The organism is Ligilactobacillus pobuzihii E100301 = KCTC 13174 (genome assembly GCF_000349725.1).
Lineage (GTDB): Bacteria > Bacillota > Bacilli > Lactobacillales > Lactobacillaceae > Ligilactobacillus > Ligilactobacillus pobuzihii.
In genome coordinates this window covers 237,340-257,216 of the sequence record NZ_KB714693.1, presented here as the reverse complement: position 1 = coordinate 257,216, position 19,877 = coordinate 237,340, and the positions used below count along the sequence as shown (strand labels likewise).

Sequence of the window (19,877 nt, the reverse complement as noted above, 5' to 3'; positions counted from 1 at the left end):
GTGCTTGGTCACAAAGTATTATTCAGCGGCCTTTTGAGCAGCGTCTTTAACATCTTGTGCTTTGTCTTCTACGGCGCTTTTAGCTTCTTTAGCAGCACCTTCGACCTTATCTTCTGTGTCTCCAGTTAAGCTACCCTTAGCTTGTTGTACCTTGCCAACAACTTCGTCACTAGCATGTTCCAAACGTTCTCTTAATTCTTCAACAGTATCTTCATCTTTTAATAATAAATAACCAAGAACTGCGTTAGCTGTCAAACTAACTCCTAGTAAGAATTTTTGCATCCTCATGCACCTCCATAGTTTTAATACTAATTTGAATTATACACTATCGATCAATAAAATGTAATCCATAACACTTAAAGAACGACCATATCTAACTGATCTATTCTTTGAAGTCCATAATTGCGCCCTTTGTTTTTGTATTAATATAATTTAGAAGTTATGGTTCGTTCGGCTGAGTGTAATAATTACCCTTAATTTGAAACACTATGATCAACAAAGTATGTGTCAGAAATTAAAATGCAACGATAAATCAAATGAAGTATGTGGTATAAATAGACATACGATGCAAACTCATGCAAAGTATGCATTACAAATTGAAATGTGAGACTAAGTTTTCCAAAGTAGGTCATAAAAAGATGGAGCTGGTAAAAGGTTATTTTCTTACCAACTCCATTTTTCTTATTTCAACAAATAGATATACAAGTGATCTGCTGAGATCCCAATACTAAAGGAAACATCATTAGAATGAATCGTCTTAGCTGTTGTCTTTGTCGATTTATCTGTATCCATCTGTTTTTTAAACTGTTTTAAAACATCTTTAGGATCTGCACCAACAGCTGATGCAACCGTGGAGAATTTCATAATAAACTCTTGTGCCTGATCTTTATCTTTCATAGTTTTCACAGGCACGATCACAGCTAAAGCGTTGACTTTCTCTTCATCCACATTTGCACGTAATTGAAAATTCTTCTTGCTTTGCAAATCATGGATCCCATTTTTTGCTCTGTCAGGCAACCGTTCATCTTTAGTAGATATTTGAGCCTGCTTTAATTTAGGGGCTAAAGCTGCTTGCTGTCGTTTCAAGTCTTTTGCATCTTGTTTTAACTGTTGACCAGCTGAAACTTGCTTTTTTAAATCAGCCACTGCTTTTGGATCTTGGCTTTGGGCGATTGCTTTTTTGTCCGCAACGAACTTAGATTTGATTTCTTTTTGCTTTTCTTTAAGTTGTTGACCTTTTTTTTGCAAAGACATTGCAGCTTTTTGATCTTCAGCTGATAACTTAGTCATCACAAGTCCCTGATCAAATTTTTGCTTAAGCTGAGAATATTCAACTAAAGGCTTAGTTTTATCAACTTTAACTGTTTTCTTTTGTGTTCCCGCCGTCAAATGAACAGTCTGTTCTTTATTTTGAACTGGGATCATTATTGTATAAGCAGAGCTTTCTGGTTTAACAGTCTTCTTCTTGCCATCATCGATCTGATAGGCAACACGATCTTGATTAGTTTTTCCCTTGATCATAACTGCCAAACCATCTGCCTTCAAATGATGATCCTCAACTGAAAGCCTATCTTTGCCGCATCCTGCCAGGAGCAATGCAACAGACGCGAGCGCAATTACTAACCCACTAATTTTTTTCATAATGCACACTGCCTCCTAACTAAAATGACAAACCACTAGTAAACTGACTATTATACAAATCGGCATAGAAACCGTCTAATTTCAACAACTCATCATGTGTCCCAGTTTCAACGACTGAACCGTGGTTCATCACGATGATATTATCGGCATTTTGTATCGTGGACAAACGATGCGCAACTACGAAACTTGTCCGTCCTTGTAACAAACGTTCCATTGCATGTTGAATATGCAATTCTGTTCTTGTATCAACCGAACTAGTAGCTTCATCCAAAATCAAAATTTCTGGATCCGCTAAGAATGCGCGCGCGATCGTGATCAACTGACGTTGACCTTGGGACACATTCGAACCAGATTCGTTTAAGACCGTATCATAGCCATCTGGCAAACGACGAACAAAATTATCCACGTGTGCAGCCTTTGAAGCATTCATAATTTCTTCATCTGTGGCATCTTCACGCCCATATTTGATATTTTCGTAAATCGAACCAGAAAATAGCCATGTATCCTGCAAAACCATCGCAAAGTGTGAACGTAGGTCTTCACGATCAATATCCCTGGTATCTACCCCGTTTAAGCGAATATTTCCGCCTTTAATATCATAAAATCGTTCTAGCAAGTTGATGATCGTTGTCTTACCTGCACCAGTTGGTCCAACGATCGCCACTTCTTGCCCCGACTTAACGTTCAAATTGTAGTCTGTCATCAATAGGTCTTTGCCTTGGTAACCAAACTTAACATGTTGTAATTCAATTAAGTTAGAAGTTGATTCAACCGCACGATCATCTTTAGTATCTTTCATTTCTTCTTCATCGATCACTTCGAAGATCCGTTCAGCAGAAGCAACTGTCATTTGAATCGTATTCATCAAGTTAGCCATTTGTGAAATTGGCTGTGAAAACTGGTTCATGTACTGTAAGAAAGCTTGGATGTTACCTAAAGTTACAGTACCATTGGCAACTTGAACCCCACCAATGATTGCAACAAAAACATAACCAACGTTATTCAAGAAGATCATCAATGGCATTACGATCCCAGCTACAAACTGCGCTCTCCATGACGCCTGGTAATAGTTATTATTTTCTTTTTGGAAGGCTTTGATCGTGTCAGTCTGTTTATTAAAGCTCTTTAAAACTTGCTGACCCGCAAAATTTTCTTCAACTTGGTCATTGATCAATCCTAAACTTTTCTGTTGCGCAGCAAAGTACTTCTGTGACTTAGGAGCGACAAAACCAACTACAAGTAAACTAACAGGGATAGTGATCAAAGCAATCAAAGTTAGCTTCCAACTGATCGAAAACATCATCCACAAAGTAGCCACAAACTGAACGACACTTGTTACTGCCTGGGTTAAATTTTGTTGCAAAATATTTGCCACATTATCCATATCATTAACAGCACGACTCATAATGTCGCCATTACTATGTGTATCATAATAATTGATCGGTAGACGTTCCATTTTTTGCTTTAAATCTTTACGCATCTTATAGACCGTATTTTGAGAAATATATGTCATTATCAGCTGTTGCATAAATGCAAGGACAGCCGCTGCCAAATACATCAAGATCACGATCACAATGATATGAATGATCTTGTCATAATTGATCGGTAAACCATGAACATCGATCCCGGCCTTTTGTTGAGAAGTACCTTTTATAACTCCCTTGTAAATTTCGGTCGTTGCTTCACCCAAAACCTTAGGAGTCTTGGTTTGAAAAATCACACTGGCGATCGCAAAGGCCATGACGAAGATCAAGCCTACTATTCGATTGGACATATAGCTTAATAAACGACGCGTAGTTTTCCAAAAATTTTTTGGCTTACGTCGGCGTTCAATTGAATGTGCTTTTTGGGCCATTATACTTCATCCCCCTTTTTGATTTGTGAGTTAATGATTTCTTGGTAGATCTCATTATTATCCTTCAATTCATTATGTGTACCCTGTCCAGTAACTTCACCTTCGTCTAAGACTAAAATGTTATCGGCATCGGCCACAGTAGCGATCCGTTCAGCAACTATCACGATGATGCTTTGTTGCATATGTTCATCATCTTGTAAGGCTTGACGCAAAACCGCATCAGTCTTGAAGTCCAAGGCTGAAAATGAATCATCGAACACATAAACAGCTGCTTTCTTGACTAAAGCACGTGCGATCGTCAAACGCTGTCTTTGTCCACCAGAATAGTTATCACCATTTTGTTCAACATATTGGTCTAACCCAGCTGGATCTTCTTTTACAAAGTCAGTAGCTTGGGCAATATCCAAGGCTTGCCATATCTCTTCGTCTGTCGCATCCGCTTTACCAAACTTCATGTTTTCTCGCAAACTTCCTCGAAACAAAGCTGCTTTTTGTGGAACAAAAGAGATCATATCACGCAAGTCATTTAAACCATAATGACGTATGTCTTGCCCATCTAATATTATTTCGCCTTTTTCTGTATCATAAAAACGAGGGATCAAGTTGACCAATGATGTTTTACCTGAACCAGTTCCACCGATAATACCGATCGTTTGGCCGCTTTGAGACTTAAAATCAATATCAGTCAAGACCGGTTTTTCGGCATTTGCATACCGATAATCAACGTGGCTAAACTTTAATGTATGATTACCTGGTGTTTTATCTGCCTGAACCGGCTTTTCATCTTCTTTAAGAGTCGACTTCAAGTCAAAGACCTCTTGAATACGTTTAGCAGAAGCTTGCGCACGTGGGATCATAATGAAAACCATCGAAAGCATCATAAAACTAACTAAAATCTGTGCGGCGTATGCCATAAATGAAATTAAATTACCAACGGGCATTGCTTGGACACCGATCAATTTTGCACCGAACCACACGATCGCCACGTTAGTTCCACTAATGATCATCTGAATCACAGGAAACGAGAACGCCATAATAATGTTAACGTTGATTGCATTTCGCGTAAAATCCAGATTGGCATCCTCGAAACGATCTTGCTCAAATTTGTCCCGACGGAAAGCACGAATGACACGAACACCCGTTAAGCCTTCACGAAAAACTCGGTTCAAACGATCAGTCTTAGTCTGCATAGCCTTAAACTTCGGCACAGCCAAATACAATAAGAACCCAACGAAAATCAGCATGATCGGTAAAACCACTAAGAAAACCAAAGTCAAACGATGGTTTTTGTTATAAGCTAAAAAACTAGCACCAATCAACATAACTGGTGACATTAACATCATCCGTAACATCATCATGTACACATTTTGAATCTGGATCACATCGTTAGTCGTTCTTGTGATCATTGATGATGTTTCGATCTGGTCGTATTCATCATTTGACATGTTGATCACTTTGCTATAAATATCATTTCGCAAATTTGACCCAAGTTTCATTGAAGTTCTTGAAGCTAAAAACACATTTCCTGTTGCTGCAAGGATACCTATCAACGAAAAAACGATCATTTTCATTCCTACGCGCCATATGTAATCAATGTCGCCGTTAACGACCCCATTATTTACAATATCAGACGTTAAGCTAGGAATATTTAAGTTTGCCGTTACTTGAACGACCATAAAAAGTACTGCACCGATCACTGCCCAAATTGACATGCGACCTTTGGCGAGTTTAAACATCCATACTACCCCTTTCACTAATACCCATAAACTTATATCTTCTAATAATCTTGTTTTATTCTTAGTCTAAAAATCTGTTGGTTGATCTTTGCGTGTATTTTGTAATTTTCTGATCATTTCAAAGTGTTTTTGCGGATCGTCATAAAAGCTTTCATTTTTATCTCCATTAGGCAACTCTTCTTGCATATTTTTGCTTAACTTCCGTAAAATACTAACAAATTGTTTCTTTTCTTCTTTAGTTAGTTGGTCAAATAAAGCAACATTATGTCCTTCAGTTACTTTGCAGGCCACCTTTTTTCCCTTATCCGTGAGATGGATCATCATGATTCGTCGATCTGATTGCGACGGATAACGTTTAATCAATTCATTTTTTTCAAGTTTTACTAACAGTTCGCCTAGTGATTGTGGACGAACCGCTAAAATGTATGTTAGGTCTTTTTGCGAAATATCTGGTTTCATCTTAAGTACAGATAAAATACGTCCCTGGCCCTGCAAAAAATTACCGTATTTCCCTAAATTTTTATGATGCAAATCGATATATCTACGGAACAATTTATTAAAAATTAAAAATTGTTCGGTAATTTCATCCATTGAAAAAAGCCTCCTTTATACAACAAGATAAAAAGTATCTCCCATACTATAATTTCTACTAACATCATTCATTAACCACTATCACGGGCTAATTAGCTAAATGAAAAATCTACCAACTTAAAAACCTCACAAAAACGAGAAGTTCTGCCCTAGTCTGAAACACCATATATATTTACTTATTTAAAATCACTTTGAATATAATACAGGTACCTGAACAATATGTCAATCGCGATAAAAAACAACTTTTACTTTTTAATTAAAAACAAAAAAAGAGTTACCCAGACCACTTGATCTAAGCAACTAAATTTTGCCCTTTAGTTAAACTATTAGTTATTCATAACGTAAATGACTTACTGTCGTACTCTGGTATTTATCCAAACCAGGTTGACCATCAGCGCCCCAAAATCAGATTAACGCCAACCTGCATGGTAGCCTGTAGTTTCTTCTTCAGCTTCACAATTGACATAGACACCACCAATATCCCAAACGATCACTGAACTCCATCGGCTCTTTCAAACCTTCAGTATATATATAAAGAAAGACCATGTGGAGAATCATTGTCCTTATCGATAGCTTCATCAACTGTTTCAAATTTAACAATTGGCAATACTAGATCAAATATCTCGTCTAGCATGAACAGTGGATCATCATCTACATTAACGATCACCGTTAGTTCGAAGAAGTTTTCATTACTTTCAATGATGTGACCACTGTTTTTTTCTCAGAAAAAATATTACTATCAGTCTTATCTACTGCTTAATTTCAAATAAATCTATCTAATTGCCAAATAAAACACTCTTTATCTCAGAATTATATTTAAAAATTTTATTTTCAGAAACTGTGACATAACTAGCTATGCGATCCTAAAAGAGCTACCGGTTTAACTCATCTAATGGGATAAATCAACGGCCTTTAAATGTGTCCCAAAAAACAGAAGTCTCACTCTCACCTGTTTTACTAAAAGAGAACCTTGGCGAGAACATAGATCACTGGTAGTACAAAAATAAATAAAACTGTCGTCAAAACAACTAAATCATTACCTAGTTTGGCATTAGCTTTTTTCTGATCAGCTAAAATGGGCAAGATCGCCATCGTTGGCGTAGCTGATTGCACTAACCAGACCTGACTATCGATTGGTGTGATCAACTCTGGAAAAATCTGCTTAGTTACCACAATTGTTAAATACATCAATAACGGGCCTAAAGTAAAGCGCCCCAAGATCCCTAAAATCTTAGCGTTAGAAAGTTGTAAACTTTTCATCAATCCTGCACTATACAACATCATTCCACTATACAACAAGGCTAGCGGTGTCACCAAAGCTCCTAATAATTGCGTGGTATTCATAACAAATAATGGCATCTTTACTCCTAATGCAACCACTATAAAACTCACCAAAAAAGCTAACAAAGGCGGTGATTTAAGCAATGACAGCAAATTGAATTTTTCCACTTCACGTTTTTTTAATTGTCGATCATTTGGTTCGATCAAATATTGGCCAAACGCCCAGACAGAAACATTGTTCGTCAAAAAGTAGGCTAAAAAGCTAGCTAGACCTGCTTGACCAAACAAAATATTGTTGATGGCCAGACCAATAAAAGTTGTATTCGGGTTAACACTGGCATTGATAAATACACCACGATCGCCATCCTTAAATACTGGTAATTTAGAAATCAGCCAGCAAACAAAATAGGTGAATAATGTAGCCGTGATCGGAACTAATACTTTTTGAAATAAAGTTAACAGCCCATCTTGGTTTATATTTGTCAAAACAGAATAAAAAATAATAGCTGGTAAACTGATCAAGGTGATCACTTTAGACACATCGAACGAAAAATAATCCGTAACCACGTTTGTTCTCATTAACGAAAAGCCAACCAACATAATGATCAATAATACAATAACGCTTTGTAAAGCCTGAATAATTAATGACAAAACTCTTCTCCACTTCCCTACTACCGAAATTATCTTCGTTCCTTAGGTTAAGCCAAATCATTTTCATCTTCAATACCGAACGGTATAACTCATTTGTGAATAAACCTTTAGCATTCTTATTCACAGATGATAATCACTATTCTGTATTGAAACAAATAAATAGCTAACCAACTAAGAATGTGCTATATTTGAGTACGGTAAAACGCATCCATAGAAGTAAAAGTTAAGATTAAGCTACAGAAACATTTTAAAATTTGATTCATTTTTAAGTCGTACAAGGAGTGTATATAATGTCAAACGCTATTCAAAACATCAATAATATGGAAAAAGAACTTAATAGTGTGCAAAATAAACTAGCATCATTAACCAATTCTTTAAAATTTGAACAACGGACTTTAACCGCTCCTTTACAAAAAATCGTTGATGATCTTGATTCAATGTTAGATTTGAAATACGATGCCCTGCTGCTCAAACAAGGCGACTATTCAACGGCGATCAATGACCTCACTTTCACCGACCAATTCTTAGACCTAGTCATCTCACATCTCATGCATATCCAGAAAAATAAAAAGGTTAAACTTACCCGTAAACAAGATGATGACATCAGTAATATCAACCAACACTTAATGCACATTCAAGACTCTTTAATGATTGTTTTAAATTCATTTAGTACAGACAATGAGAAGTGAGCAAAATATTCTCCTAAAAACACTTTAAGGCTTAATAAATGTGATTTTTTTAATTGGTATAGCAGATAAATTCTGCCCTAATTACCACGTATTCAACGATACTTTGTTTTTTAAAAAAATGTGTATTTGTGAAAAACATCGGTGTTATTTTTTTGATTTTCTTAAATTAAGTGTTATATTGATAAAAGAAAGCGGTTTATTAATAACTGCTCAAATTTAAGGAGTGAGAAATTTATGGCTTATAAAACAACTTATCCTTTTACAGGAGAAGTACTTCAACAATATGATAATGCAACAGACAAAGATTTAGAGCAAGCCTTAACGATCGGTCACAAATTATACAAAACTTGGCGTGATGAACCCGTTTCAGATCGTGCTAAACAATTGCAGCAGATCGCAAATTTAATGAAAGAAAGAAAAGACGATCTTGCTAAAGCAATGACCTATGACATGGGTAAGCTTTTAACTGAAGCACAAGGTGAAGTTGACCTCTGCGTTTCCATTGTGGAATATTATGCTAAAAACGGCGAAAAATTTATGGAATCTGTGCCGGTAGAAAGTCCGGCTGGCCGTGCTTATTACGCTAAACAAGCTACAGGTGTGATCGTTGCAGTCGAGCCATGGAACTTCCCATTGTACCAAGTTGTACGTGTCTTTGCGCCAAACTTTGTCGTAGGTAACCCAATGATTTTAAAACATGCTTCGATCTGTCCAACTTCTGCGCAAATGTTTGCTGATCTAGTGATCGATGCTGGTGGTCCTAAAGGTGCATTGAGCAATCTCTTTATTAGTTATGACTTAGTTGCCAAAGCGATCCATGATCCGCGTGTAGCTGGTGTATGTTTAACTGGTTCTGAACGCGGCGGCGCTTCGGTTGCCAAAGAAGCTGGGGATGCTTTGAAGAAATCAACACTTGAACTCGGTGGTAATGACGCCTTTATCGTCTTAGATGACGCTGATTTTGACGAAGTAAAAAAAGTTTCTCCCGGCGCACGTTTGTATAATGCTGGCCAGGTCTGCACATCATCCAAACGTTTTATCGTTATGGCTGATAAGTTTGACGAATTCGTTGACAATTTAAAGGAAGCTTTTTCTAGCGCAAAAATTGGTGATCCAATGGACCCAGAAACTGTTGTTGCCCCTCTTTCTTCTAAGAGTGCACAAGAAAAATTACAAAAACAAGTTGATTCCGCTATTGAAGGAGGCGCCACGCTTGTTTACGGTAATGAATCAATTGACAGCAAGGGATTCTTCTTTCAGCCAACGATCTTAACTGATATCGATAAAGATAACCCAGTTTATAACCAAGAAATGTTTGGACCAGTTGCTGTCGTTTATAAAGTTAATTCTGAACAAGAAGCGATCGACTTGGCAAATGATTCCAGCTACGGCTTAGGTAATACTATTTTCTCTGCTAACCGTGAACACGCACAACAGGTGGCAGAAAAAATCGAAACTGGTATGTCATTTATCAATTCCGGTTGGGCCTCATTACCAGAATTACCATTCGGTGGTGTCAAAAATTCTGGCTACGGTCGTGAATTAAGCGAACTTGGCCTTGACGCTTTTGTTAACCAACACTTAGTCTTTGAACCTGCTAACTAAATAATTAAAATTGATCATTTTTTCAGACACTATTTTGCAGTAGCATGGTAGTGTCTTTTTTTGTATAAATTAAGTCATATTATTTTGGCACAATGTATTTTCGGCTGAGCAGTATCCATATATAAATTATAATAAACTAATCTTTCTAATTTGTGTCTTATTTTTTGTTATTTTTTCTAACATAGAATATAATTTAGGAAACAGTTTTATTTTAAAGAAAAGGAAGATGGCTATGACAGCTAAAAAAACTGTGTCTATTGCAGCCACTTTGATCACTCTGGGCTTAACATTAATTGCCTGTAGTTCAAAGTCTGGCAGCAATTCTGACGACAAGCAAGTTCTCAATTGGAGTGAAGCAACTGAACTTTCATCCATAGATCCTTCTAAAGCGACTGATTCTGAAAGTTTCGACATGTTAGGTAATTCTATGGAAGGACTCTACCGTCTAGGCAAGAATTCAAAAGTAAAACCAGGGATCGCTTCCTCTACTAAAGTTAGCAAAGACAAGCTACACTATACTTTCACTTTACGTAAAGGTGCTAAATGGAGCAATGGTGATGAAGTGACCGCCAAAGATTTCGTTTATTCGTGGAAACGAACGATCGACCCTAAAACTGGTTCTTCTTATTCATACTTATTCGATGGAGTTGCCAACGCCAATGAAATTATTAATGGCAAAAAAGCTCCTTCTACCTTGGGGGTCAAAGCAGATGGCAAATATAAGTTAAACGTCACTTTGGATAAACAGGTCCCCTATTTCAAACTACTGATGGGCTTTCCAGTTTTCTTCCCACAAAATCAAAAAGTAGTTAATAAATATGGTTCCAAGTACGGGACAGAATCCAAGTATATGGTTTATAATGGTCCTTTTGTTATGACGAATTGGACAGGCTCTAATTTAAGTTGGAAATTTAAAAAGAATACTGATTACTGGGATAAGAAAAATGTTAAATTATCTGGTATTAATTTCAAAGTTAACAAGAGTCCAGCGACTGCCTATAATCTCTACCAATCTGGTAAAAGTGACATGTCACAATTAAGTACAGAACAAGCACGACAATTAAGTAAAAAACCCGGCTTTACCGTTGAAAAAAGTGGTCAAATGACTTATCTCGAATTCAACCAAAAACAGCAAGTTTTTAAAAATGCTAAAATTCGTCAAGCAATTTCTTTAGCTATCAACCGTAAACAGCTAGCGGGCAAGGTCATGGGTGAGGGAACGGAATTGCCTACGGGTATCGTGCCGAACGGGTTAGCTAAAAATAATGGGATTGACTTTTCTAAAGAAGCCAAAACTAACGATCTGCGCCATGATGATACAAAGGCTCAACAATTATTTAACGAAGGGCTAAATGAGATAGGTCAAGACAAACTACGCTTTACCTTACTAGGGGCGGATACAGATCAAAGCAAAGACGTCACGGCTTACATTCAAAGTCAGCTTGAAGAACATTTAGGTTCAGATAAGATCCGTGTTGACGTTTCAAATGTGCCGTTGAAGACACGTCTTTCCCGTTCCCGTGAAGGTGACTTCGATGTCGTCGCTGCCAATTGGGTCGCCGATTATTCTGACCCGATCTCTTTTATGGAACTCTTCACTACAGGCAATGAATACAATGACGGCTCTTGGAGCAACGCAGAATATGATCGATTGATCAAAGCTGCAAAAACGACCGATGCTGCCAACAAAGATAAGCGCTGGGAGGACATGATCCAAGCTTCTAAAATTTTAAGTCAAGACATGGGTGTTTCTCCACTGTATCAACAAAATTCACCTGAAATGATCCGGCCAAAAGTCAAAGGATTGATCGTCAATTCAGCCGGTGTCATGTATAATTACAAAAACGTTCATCTAAAAGACTAATAAATCGTAAAAAAAATAGCCAACAGCTCTGTTTTTCAGATAAGCTGTTGGCTATTTTTCTATGGTCATAAAAACACTTTGGCGAAAATTTCCATTCTCATATTGATAAAAAAACTACGTGCGGTTGCTTTCTTGTAAAAAACGATCCTCGATCTTATCTTGCAACTCTCTAAGCTCGTTTTCTGCATCACTTTTTTCCTGGTCAGCATTGTAACGCCTGATCTGACCCATTAAATTACTAAAATCTAACAATGATAAAGAATATGTCCGGTCAGCCGTTTTTTGATCTTCGTGATACTTTTTCAAAATTTTTCGTTTAGGTCCCACATATAGATCATAATCTTGAAATTGTGCAATCAAGTCATTTTTTGACAAAATAACTACCTCCTCTATTTCCAGTATAATCCTTTTATGCAAGACTTTTCAAAGTATTGGACCCGGTTTCTCTATTTGCAAAAAAGCATCAGCCTTTTGGGCTAACAACTTTTTAATGATCAATAAAAAGATTTGATACTACTAGTGTAAAAATTGTTGCTTGATATAGCGCTTAATTATGGCCTTTTTTTCTGGTTCAGCACTTTTATACTGGCTAATATAGTTTTTCAAGTAAGCCATCATCTCTGGTGAAAATTTGTACCTTTTATCTTCCAGATCATATTTAGCTACCATATCCATACTGTACCTTTGCACCACATTATCATGCTCATCAGCATACAAAGCGAAGTCAGGAAAATCAACTAATAACTTATAACCGATGATCTCATTGTCTAAGTCATGCGTCATTTGCTCAACTCCTTTGCGGTATGTCGCATCATTTTTCATTTGATTGGTGTGATTTAATAAAATCACGTTTTAAAATCCCCATAAAATAACTATCACGATAAGTTCCGCGCGCATAAAATTGCTCTTTCATGGTTCCTTCTAATTGGAAACCTAACTTTTTATAAACATGGATCGCCGGTTGGTTAACCGTATCGACATATAAAAAGACCTTATGCATATTTAAGATGTAAAAAGCGTGCTCTAATGCACTTTCCATCGCCTTTTGTGCGATTTTTCTACCACGAAATTTACTTAACACGATCACCTGGATCTCGCAAGTTCGTGGTATGTAGTCGATATCCACTAACTCAACGACTCCAGCAAATTCACCCGCTTCTTCGATCACGAAGCGCCGTTCATGTTTATCATGAATATGTCTATTATATAATTCCTCTAATTCAGCATAAGACTCGTATGGTTCTGCAAACCAATAAGCCATCGTATCTTGTTCATTGTGCACACTATGGACGTCTTTAAGGTCTTGACGTTCTAAAGGCCTGATCAACAAAATGATTCCCCCTCTTTTCTTTAATTCTACCAAAGGTCGAATATATCACAAAGAAAATGAGCTAATATTACTATTATTTTAATTTCTCAAAAATATGTAGACGTAAAAAAGAGCCGGTGCTTGACCGACTCTTTTTTACTCTGTTCTTTCAGTCACTGACTACTTATTAGCCAATTTCAATTTTATGACCAGTTTCTTTTCTTTCAGCTTTTGGCAAATCAATTGTCAACACTCCATCTTCTGCTTTAGCAGAGATCTTATCAGCTAAAACATCTGGCAAACGGTAATTACGGACATATTCACCATATGAGCGCTCACTAGCGATCACGTTATTTTCTTTATCTTTTTGGTCAAGTGTTGAATCTCTCTTTGCTTTAATGCTTAAAACATCTTGATCATAGGAAAGATCAATATTGTCTTTATCAACACCAGGTATATCTACAGTAACCTGATAGCCATTATCTGTTTTTATGACATCACTTTTCATGTTATTTGATGAATCCATAGTAAAGAGCGGTTCACCAAAGTCTTCGAAAAATCCATCACCGATGTGCATCAATTGGTTCAAGTTATTTGCTAATTCATTCATAATATTTAGTTCCCCTTTCTTTCTTTACATTTTATATATTACACCTTTGGTCAAAGATAGTCAAATTTTATAAACAAGGTTAAAAACATCTCTAAAACATTGACATAAAAGGAATTAAACCGTAAATCTAAGTGACTTAATCAGAAATTAGTCAAAAAAAGTCAAACTTTTCCTAAAATAAAAAAGCCCGTTCAACCGGAAATATATTTTTCCAGGATCGATAGGCTTTTAGTTATTATTTAGTCACAATATTCTTTTTTCTACCAGCTAAAAATTCGGTCAGATTATCAACAGCGATCCCCAACAAACGTGTCCTAGTTTCTTGCGGAGCCCAGGCAATATGTGGGGTAATATAACAATTATTGGCTTTTAGTAATGGACTGTCTGCATTAAGCGGTTCGTGTTTTGCCACATCGACAGCCGCCGCCGCAAGTTGCTTACTATTTAAAGCATCAGCTACGTCTTGTTCATTGATCAAACCACCACGAGCAGTATTGATCAAGATCGCAGTTTCCTTCATTTTTTGTAAGGATGAACTATTGATTATTTCTGTCGTGTCTGGAGTCTGCGGAACGTGAAGACTGACCACATCAGACTGACTTAGTAAATCATCGAAGTTAACCTGCTGTAACCAATCGTATTCAACTTCTTTAGGTCGATGATTATAAAAGATCACATTCATGCCAAATGCATGTCCGAGTTCAGCCACTTTTTGCGCGATCCTACCGATACCAACTAGCCCCAGTGTTTTTCCTTGCAATTCGACCAATGATTTAGCAAAGAAACTAAAGTCTGGGTTATTTGTCCATTCACCTTGGTGAACTAAATCATTATGCAAACCAACATGGCTAGTGATCTCCAACAATAATGCAAATGTAAACTGCGCAACAGCATTTGTTCCATAAGTAGGAATATTAGTGACCGTCACGCCTGCTTCATTCGCAGCAGCAATATCGATCACATTATAACCCGTTGCTAAAACACCAATGTATTTTAAATTAGGCGCAGTGTTGATAATTTCCTTATCCAGTGGTGTTTTATTTGTAAAAACGATTCTTGCATCACCGATCCGTTTTAAGATCTCTGCCTTATCGTTAAATGGAGTCCGGTCATAGATCTCACATTCTCCAACATCTTGCAGGGGTTGCCAGTCAATATCACCGGGATTTAAAGCATACCCGTCTAAAACAACGATTCTCATCATAAATCCTCCATTTTTAAAATCCAATATTCATTGAAAGCATATTTCTATTCTATCAATGAAGAAACTCATTTTGTAGAAATTTGCTGTACTTTTTGTAGTCGAAAAGCATTCCTTGTCTGGGACTTATAAAATCAGTACATTATATTTATAATAAGTTAATAAAAAGACCGCTAACTACCACATTTTATAGCTAACAGTCTTTTTAGCTGACTATTCCCAAGTTTTGTTCCTAAGTCCTTTTATTACACTAATCCTTGAACCATCATAGCTGTCGCAACCTTATTAAACCCTGCAATATTTGCACCCGCTTGGTAATTACCATCCATACCATATTCTTGGGCTGCTTTTTCTGATTTAGTAAAGATCTCATGCATGATCTGTGCTAACTTGGCATCAACTTCTTCAAAGCTCCAAGATAAACGTTCACTGTTTTGACTCATTTCAAGAGCTGAGACGGCAACACCTCCCGCATTAGCTGCTTTACCAGGTCCATAATAGATCCCATGGTCTTGATAAACCTTGATAGCTGCAGTCTGATTTGGCATATTGGCACCCTCAGCAATATATCGGGCACCATCTTTGACCAGTAATTCAGCCTGTTGAGCATTGATCTCATTTTGTGTAGCACATGGCAGGGCAATATCATAATCGATATCTTGATCCCAAACTGAACCTTCGAAGTATTGTGCTGAATCAACTTGCTGCGCGTATTCCTTGATCCGTCCACGCTCAACTTCTTTGATCTGCTGCACGATCTTATCATTGATACCATTTGGATCATAAACATAACCATTTGAATCAGAAACTGTCAAAACAGTGGCACCTAGTTCATTAGCTTTTTGTAATGCATATAAAGCCACGTTACCAGAGCCTGAAATTTTAATTTTCTTATCTTTCAAGCTATCATTATGTGCTTTTAACATTGATTGCGTATAATACAGCAAACCATATCCAGTTGCCTCAGTCCGAGCGGCACTTCCACCAAAGGTCAAGTTTTTTCCAGTTAAAACACCATTTTTAAATCCACACAAACGTTTGTAAGCACCAAATAAGTAGCCCACTTCACGACCACCAACACCAATATCTCCCGCAGGAACATCCAGATCTGGTCCGATGTGACGTGCCAATTCTGTCATAAAACTTTGGCAAAAACGCATTACTTCGCTGTCTGATTTTCCCTTTGGGTCGAAGTCACTACCACCTTTACCCCCACCGATCGGTAAACCAGTCAAACTGTTTTTAAAGACTTGCTCAAATCCCAAAAACTTGACTGTGCTTAAATTTACACTGGGATGGAATCTCAAGCCGCCTTTATATGGACCAATTGCTGAATTAAACTGCACCCGGTAACCACGATTGACCTGAAAGTGCCCAGTATCATCTTGCCAAGGTACACGAAATTCAATAACTCGTTCAGGCTCGACGATCCGCCTTAACAAGTTAGCTTCAATATATTCTGGATGCTTCTCTAAAACTGGTGTTAAAGAATCAAGCACGGTAAAGACTGCCTCTTGGAAGTCAGTTTGTTCCGGATCACGTTGTTTGATCGTCTGTTTGACAGTTTCTACATAATCTTGCGCTTTTGTCATCTAATACATTCCCTTCAAAATCATTAAGTTACACGTCTAATCTTAAACTCATCTATATTACATCATTTTCTAATGGAATAATAGTTAGTGTCAACTACTTTATGATAATTTTAGCCCTTTTGGATGGAAAAAGGTACAAAAATAGAGAGTGCGACAAAAGATGTTTTAAAGCCGATTTGTAACGACGCTTGCGTTATTACAGTAATGCTTCAATCTTTTGAAACACGTTTAAGGGTCGTCGATTTAACTCATTTAATGGATAGATCAACGGCCCTTTTTAGATCGGAGAGCTAGTTTTGTCCCAGCCCCTACTGCTTTATTTTGATTACCTTTTACTTATCGTTCATTAGTCGTGATCACGATCTTGCCATGTGAATGACCAGTTTCACTTTTTTCATGCGCACTTCTCAACCCACTTGTAGTCATGGGATAAATACTATCTATTACAACTCGTAGTTCATTATTTTCAACCAAGTTAGCTAATTCTTTGAGTTCTGCGCCGTTAGTTTTTAACCACCAACTTGTCGCAGCTGGATGACTATTTTGCTGTTTTTCAGTCGGATCTCCGGCTATCGTTACCAATTGACCATCCGATTTTAAAATCTCTAAACCAGCGGAGATCTGGCCGACCGTATCAAAAACAGCATCGTAATCACGTAAAACATCTGTGATCTGTGTTTGGTGATAATCGATCACCTCATCAGCACCAAGTTGTCTTAATAATTTTTCATTAGCAGCACTAGCTGTAGTAGCAACGTAAGCACCAAAGTGTTTAGCGATTTGAATGGCAAACATCCCCACACCACCAGCACCTGCTTGGACTAAAATCTTGTCACCAGCCTTAACTTTCAAACGGTCAACAATAACTTGCCAAGCCGTCAAGCCTGCTAACGGGATCGCTGCAGCTTGTTCAAATGATAATTGTTGTGGCTTTAATACTAATTTATCCGCCTTGACTGCCGCATATTCTGCGTAAGTTCCACGCTTCCCGTCATTGTACATGTCTGGTCGTGCAAAGACTTCATCACCGACTTTAAATTCATGCACATCTGCACCGACTTCAGTGACAATTCCTGCGATATCCCAGCCTAATACTACTGGAAAATCCCACGGAAAACTTTCTTTTAAATAACCACGCCGTGTTTTCCAGTCGATCGGGTTGATACTAGTTGCCTTAGTTTCGATCAAAGCTTCATCTGCGGCAACTTTTGGAACTGGAAGATCCTTTTCATATAATTCTTCAGGTCCACCATATCGATCGATCACAATTGCCTTCATTCAAAATCCTCCAATCAATATTTGACTAAATTATAGAGCAACCTTGACACTAACATCTACTAAAAAGCAATAACTTCATTATTTTTCAAAAATTTATTTAACTATTTTTATGACATCTGCTGGCGTTTCTAATAATAAGGCTTGCGGTTTAAAATGATCCTTGGTTCCTGTCCCCCAAAGTGCACCACCAAAGTCAACACTAGCTTCTATTGCAGACAGTTGATCAGTATCCGCATCACCAACATAGATAGTTTCTTGGGGCTGATAACCTAAGCGATCTAAGGCAAAATCAAGTGGCTGACCAGAAGGTTTTGGTAATTGGGTATCACTTGAAGTCACAATCAAAGACATTTCATGGTACCACCAAAAAGAATGCAGATTTTCTTTGGCATCTTGTTTTGTCCGAGAAGTTACTATCCCTAATTTGACTTCAGGCTCAGCCAATAAAGTCTCAAACATTTCATCAACTTGCGGATAAGTTTGCGGTAAGATACCAACATTTTCTGCCACATCATCATAAGTTAAAAACCAATCATCAAGCTGATCATTAGGGATCTTAAAATAAGCAACTTCTTGTTTAGCTGTCATTGTAAAAGCTCGGCTTAATTCAGCTTGAGTAGCTGTTTTCCCAAATTTAGGTAAAGTTTGCTGCATTATTTTTTCGTAGTACGGATAACTATTCACTAAGGTGCCATCAACATCAAATAAAATCAATTTCTTTTGCATGAATTCTTCTCCCTAAACAAACTCCAAACATCAACATTACTTACGATCTTTACGAAATGCCCAAATTACAACACCTAAGTTGATCAAAACTAAGCAAGTCGTCATGATAAAGACATACCGATAATCCAAAATACCAGCCACACTGGAAGCTAACATTGGTCCAATGACTGAACCAATCGCCTGAAATGACTGATTATAACTAAAAATTCGACTAACAGAACTAGGTGGTGTGTTCAATGACATCACTGTCTGTGTAACAGGCATTAAAGCGGCATCAGCAATTCCAACTAAGAAACGTAATACACCTAAAACGACCACCGTTTGAACGAAATACATTGGGAAAAACAGCACGCCAGATAAAACCAACCCAGCGACCAAGACTTTTTGCGCGCCAATATGATCACTTAATTGTCCCAAACGCGGGGCAGCTAATAGAGTCGCTATCCCTGGTAAAGCAGCAACGATCCCACTAGCAAAAGCAACATTACCTTGATTTTTCATCAACTGTCTGACAAATAAACTGATGATCGGATTGATCGAGTTGGTTGCAGCCTGTATCAGCATCGATGAAATGAACATCGCCCACACAATATGAATGTTTTTGATCCCAACAAAGGCACTATGATTTGTCTGTGTTCCATCATCTTCAACTGGTACAAAGTTCTCCTTGACACCAAATAATGTCACTAGGGTTGCAATAAACATCAACGCACCAAACAAGAAAAACGGGATCCGGTAGCCTAAAGCACCAGCAATGATCCCACCAAAGATAGGTCCGACTAACTGTCCGCCAACTGCTCCAGTCGTCAAAGTCCCCATTGTTTTTCCACTATATTCGCGCGGAACTTCACTAGCGATCAGCGCATAAGCATTATTGATATAACCAGAAAAACCACCTTGGATCAACCGTAAACCGATCAACATCCAGACATTAGTAGAAAAACCAGTTAAAGTCGCAGTGATCGTCATTCCGATCGCTGCCCGTAATAACATTGGCTTTCTGCCAGTCCTATCCGCTAACTTTCCCCATAACGGAGAAACGATCGCTTGGCTCAAAAAAGTACTGGAAAAAGCCAAACCCGCATACAAGGTCAGTTCCCATTTAGGAAAATTACCTAAGGTACTAACGAATAACGGCAGAAACGGTAAGCTCATACTGGAACCTGCACCAGTTGCAAAATTACCGAGCCATAAAGCATACATATTTTTTTGCCATTGTGCTAACTTTTTCTTTCGCAATATTCTCTT

The 19,877-nt window shown here is 37.6% G+C and carries 19 protein-coding genes; 3 read left to right on the top strand and 16 right to left on the bottom strand.

The features are described 5' to 3' along the window. Positions 1–18 precede the first annotated feature (18 nt). The 7 genes from LACPOB_RS0105275 to LACPOB_RS0105245 form a co-directional block, all read right to left on the bottom strand. Positions 19–282, bottom strand: a complete 264-nt coding sequence (locus LACPOB_RS0105275) for a CsbD family protein (protein WP_017867790.1) — start codon at positions 280–282, stop codon at positions 19–21. A gap of 399 nt (positions 283–681) precedes the next feature. Beyond that, on the bottom strand, positions 682–1,641 hold the full coding sequence (locus tag LACPOB_RS0105270) for a hypothetical protein (protein ID WP_017867789.1): 960 nt from the start codon (positions 1,639–1,641) through the stop codon (positions 682–684). 19 nt (positions 1,642–1,660) lie between these two features. Next, positions 1,661–3,496: an ABC transporter ATP-binding protein gene (locus LACPOB_RS0105265; RefSeq protein ID WP_017867788.1), complete on the bottom strand. Its 1,836-nt coding sequence runs from the start codon at positions 3,494–3,496 to the stop codon at positions 1,661–1,663. Further along, positions 3,496–5,232 carry an ABC transporter ATP-binding protein gene (locus LACPOB_RS0105260; protein ID WP_017867787.1) on the bottom strand — a complete coding sequence of 579 codons (1,737 nt, stop codon included), beginning with the start codon at positions 5,230–5,232 and terminating at the stop codon, positions 3,496–3,498. The genes LACPOB_RS0105265 and LACPOB_RS0105260 overlap by 1 nt, the downstream gene beginning before the upstream one ends. Before the next feature lie 66 nt (positions 5,233–5,298). Further along, a complete protein-coding gene (locus tag LACPOB_RS11785) occupies positions 5,299–5,823 on the bottom strand; it encodes a MarR family winged helix-turn-helix transcriptional regulator (RefSeq protein WP_017867786.1) in 525 nt (174 codons plus the stop codon). Between the two features lie 520 nt (positions 5,824–6,343). Continuing rightward, the gene (locus tag LACPOB_RS13295; RefSeq protein WP_161605887.1) at positions 6,344–6,490 is read right to left on the bottom strand and encodes an aldehyde dehydrogenase family protein; all 147 of its coding nucleotides are present in this window, start codon (positions 6,488–6,490) and stop codon (positions 6,344–6,346) included. Between the two features lie 290 nt (positions 6,491–6,780). Next, entirely contained in the window at positions 6,781–7,755 is a 975-nt protein-coding gene (locus LACPOB_RS0105245; protein ID WP_017867785.1) for an AEC family transporter, read from the bottom strand. 290 nt (positions 7,756–8,045) lie between these two features. On the opposite strand from LACPOB_RS0105245, the gene LACPOB_RS0105240 reads away from it, so the two are divergent. The 3 genes from LACPOB_RS0105240 (at position 8,046) to LACPOB_RS0105230 (ending at position 11,913) form a co-directional block, all read left to right on the top strand. Continuing rightward, positions 8,046–8,444 carry a hypothetical protein gene (locus LACPOB_RS0105240; protein WP_017867784.1) on the top strand — a complete coding sequence of 133 codons (399 nt, stop codon included), beginning with the start codon at positions 8,046–8,048 and terminating at the stop codon, positions 8,442–8,444. 234 nt (positions 8,445–8,678) lie between these two features. After that, entirely contained in the window at positions 8,679–10,049 is a 1,371-nt protein-coding gene (locus LACPOB_RS0105235) for an NAD-dependent succinate-semialdehyde dehydrogenase (protein WP_017867783.1), read from the top strand. A 232-nt stretch (positions 10,050–10,281) separates the two neighbouring features. After that, complete coding sequence (locus LACPOB_RS0105230; RefSeq protein WP_017867782.1) at positions 10,282–11,913, top strand: peptide ABC transporter substrate-binding protein; 1,632 nt, start codon at positions 10,282–10,284, stop codon at positions 11,911–11,913. Positions 11,914–12,027: 114 nt separating this feature from the next. On the opposite strand, the gene LACPOB_RS0105225 is transcribed toward LACPOB_RS0105230, so the two are convergent. From LACPOB_RS0105225 to LACPOB_RS0105185, 9 genes are all read right to left on the bottom strand, one after another. After that, positions 12,028–12,288, bottom strand: a complete 261-nt coding sequence (locus LACPOB_RS0105225; RefSeq protein ID WP_017867781.1) for a hypothetical protein — start codon at positions 12,286–12,288, stop codon at positions 12,028–12,030. Between the two features lie 141 nt (positions 12,289–12,429). After that, complete coding sequence (locus LACPOB_RS0105220) at positions 12,430–12,696, bottom strand: hypothetical protein (protein ID WP_146983664.1); 267 nt, start codon at positions 12,694–12,696, stop codon at positions 12,430–12,432. A 28-nt stretch (positions 12,697–12,724) separates the two neighbouring features. Beyond that, positions 12,725–13,243 carry a GNAT family N-acetyltransferase gene (locus LACPOB_RS0105215; RefSeq protein ID WP_017867779.1) on the bottom strand — a complete coding sequence of 173 codons (519 nt, stop codon included), beginning with the start codon at positions 13,241–13,243 and terminating at the stop codon, positions 12,725–12,727. Between the two features lie 166 nt (positions 13,244–13,409). Next, positions 13,410–13,832, bottom strand: a complete 423-nt coding sequence (locus LACPOB_RS0105210; RefSeq protein WP_017867778.1) for an Hsp20/alpha crystallin family protein — start codon at positions 13,830–13,832, stop codon at positions 13,410–13,412. Positions 13,833–14,067: 235 nt separating this feature from the next. Then, on the bottom strand, positions 14,068–15,033 hold the full coding sequence (locus LACPOB_RS0105205; RefSeq protein WP_017867777.1) for a D-2-hydroxyacid dehydrogenase: 966 nt from the start codon (positions 15,031–15,033) through the stop codon (positions 14,068–14,070). A gap of 245 nt (positions 15,034–15,278) precedes the next feature. Continuing rightward, positions 15,279–16,625 (bottom strand): NADP-specific glutamate dehydrogenase, encoded by a 1,347-nt coding sequence (gdhA, locus tag LACPOB_RS0105200; protein WP_017867776.1) that lies wholly within the window; start codon positions 16,623–16,625, stop codon positions 15,279–15,281. A gap of 336 nt (positions 16,626–16,961) precedes the next feature. Continuing rightward, positions 16,962–17,903, bottom strand: coding sequence for an NADP-dependent oxidoreductase (locus LACPOB_RS0105195; protein ID WP_017867775.1), 942 nt, complete (start codon positions 17,901–17,903; stop codon positions 16,962–16,964). A gap of 93 nt (positions 17,904–17,996) precedes the next feature. Beyond that, entirely contained in the window at positions 17,997–18,629 is a 633-nt protein-coding gene (locus LACPOB_RS0105190) for an HAD family hydrolase (protein WP_017867774.1), read from the bottom strand. A 36-nt stretch (positions 18,630–18,665) separates the two neighbouring features. Continuing rightward, positions 18,666–19,868 (bottom strand): MFS transporter, encoded by a 1,203-nt coding sequence (locus tag LACPOB_RS0105185; RefSeq protein WP_017867773.1) that lies wholly within the window; start codon positions 19,866–19,868, stop codon positions 18,666–18,668. Positions 19,869–19,877 lie beyond the last annotated feature (9 nt).

What these genes read in the sequence shown, in the direction of transcription:
- LACPOB_RS0105275 (WP_017867790.1), bottom strand. Translation starts at nt 282, where the DNA reads ATGCAAAAATTCTTACTAGGAGTTAGTTTGACAGCTAACGCAGTTCTT.
- LACPOB_RS0105270 (WP_017867789.1), bottom strand. Translation starts at nt 1,641, where the DNA reads ATGAAAAAAATTAGTGGGTTAGTAATTGCGCTCGCGTCTGTTGCATTG.
- LACPOB_RS0105265 (WP_017867788.1), bottom strand. Translation starts at nt 3,496, where the DNA reads ATGGCCCAAAAAGCACATTCAATTGAACGCCGACGTAAGCCAAAAAAT.
- LACPOB_RS0105260 (WP_017867787.1), bottom strand. Translation starts at nt 5,232, where the DNA reads ATGTTTAAACTCGCCAAAGGTCGCATGTCAATTTGGGCAGTGATCGGT.
- LACPOB_RS11785 (WP_017867786.1), bottom strand. Translation starts at nt 5,823, where the DNA reads ATGGATGAAATTACCGAACAATTTTTAATTTTTAATAAATTGTTCCGT.
- LACPOB_RS0105240 (WP_017867784.1), top strand. Translation starts at nt 8,046, where the DNA reads ATGTCAAACGCTATTCAAAACATCAATAATATGGAAAAAGAACTTAAT.
- LACPOB_RS0105235 (WP_017867783.1), top strand. Translation starts at nt 8,679, where the DNA reads ATGGCTTATAAAACAACTTATCCTTTTACAGGAGAAGTACTTCAACAA.
- LACPOB_RS0105230 (WP_017867782.1), top strand. Translation starts at nt 10,282, where the DNA reads ATGACAGCTAAAAAAACTGTGTCTATTGCAGCCACTTTGATCACTCTG.
- LACPOB_RS0105220 (WP_146983664.1), bottom strand. Translation starts at nt 12,696, where the DNA reads ATGACGCATGACTTAGACAATGAGATCATCGGTTATAAGTTATTAGTT.
- LACPOB_RS0105210 (WP_017867778.1), bottom strand. Translation starts at nt 13,832, where the DNA reads ATGAATGAATTAGCAAATAACTTGAACCAATTGATGCACATCGGTGAT.
- LACPOB_RS0105205 (WP_017867777.1), bottom strand. Translation starts at nt 15,033, where the DNA reads ATGAGAATCGTTGTTTTAGACGGGTATGCTTTAAATCCCGGTGATATT.
- gdhA (WP_017867776.1), bottom strand. Translation starts at nt 16,625, where the DNA reads ATGACAAAAGCGCAAGATTATGTAGAAACTGTCAAACAGACGATCAAA.
- LACPOB_RS0105195 (WP_017867775.1), bottom strand. Translation starts at nt 17,903, where the DNA reads ATGAAGGCAATTGTGATCGATCGATATGGTGGACCTGAAGAATTATAT.
- LACPOB_RS0105190 (WP_017867774.1), bottom strand. Translation starts at nt 18,629, where the DNA reads ATGCAAAAGAAATTGATTTTATTTGATGTTGATGGCACCTTAGTGAAT.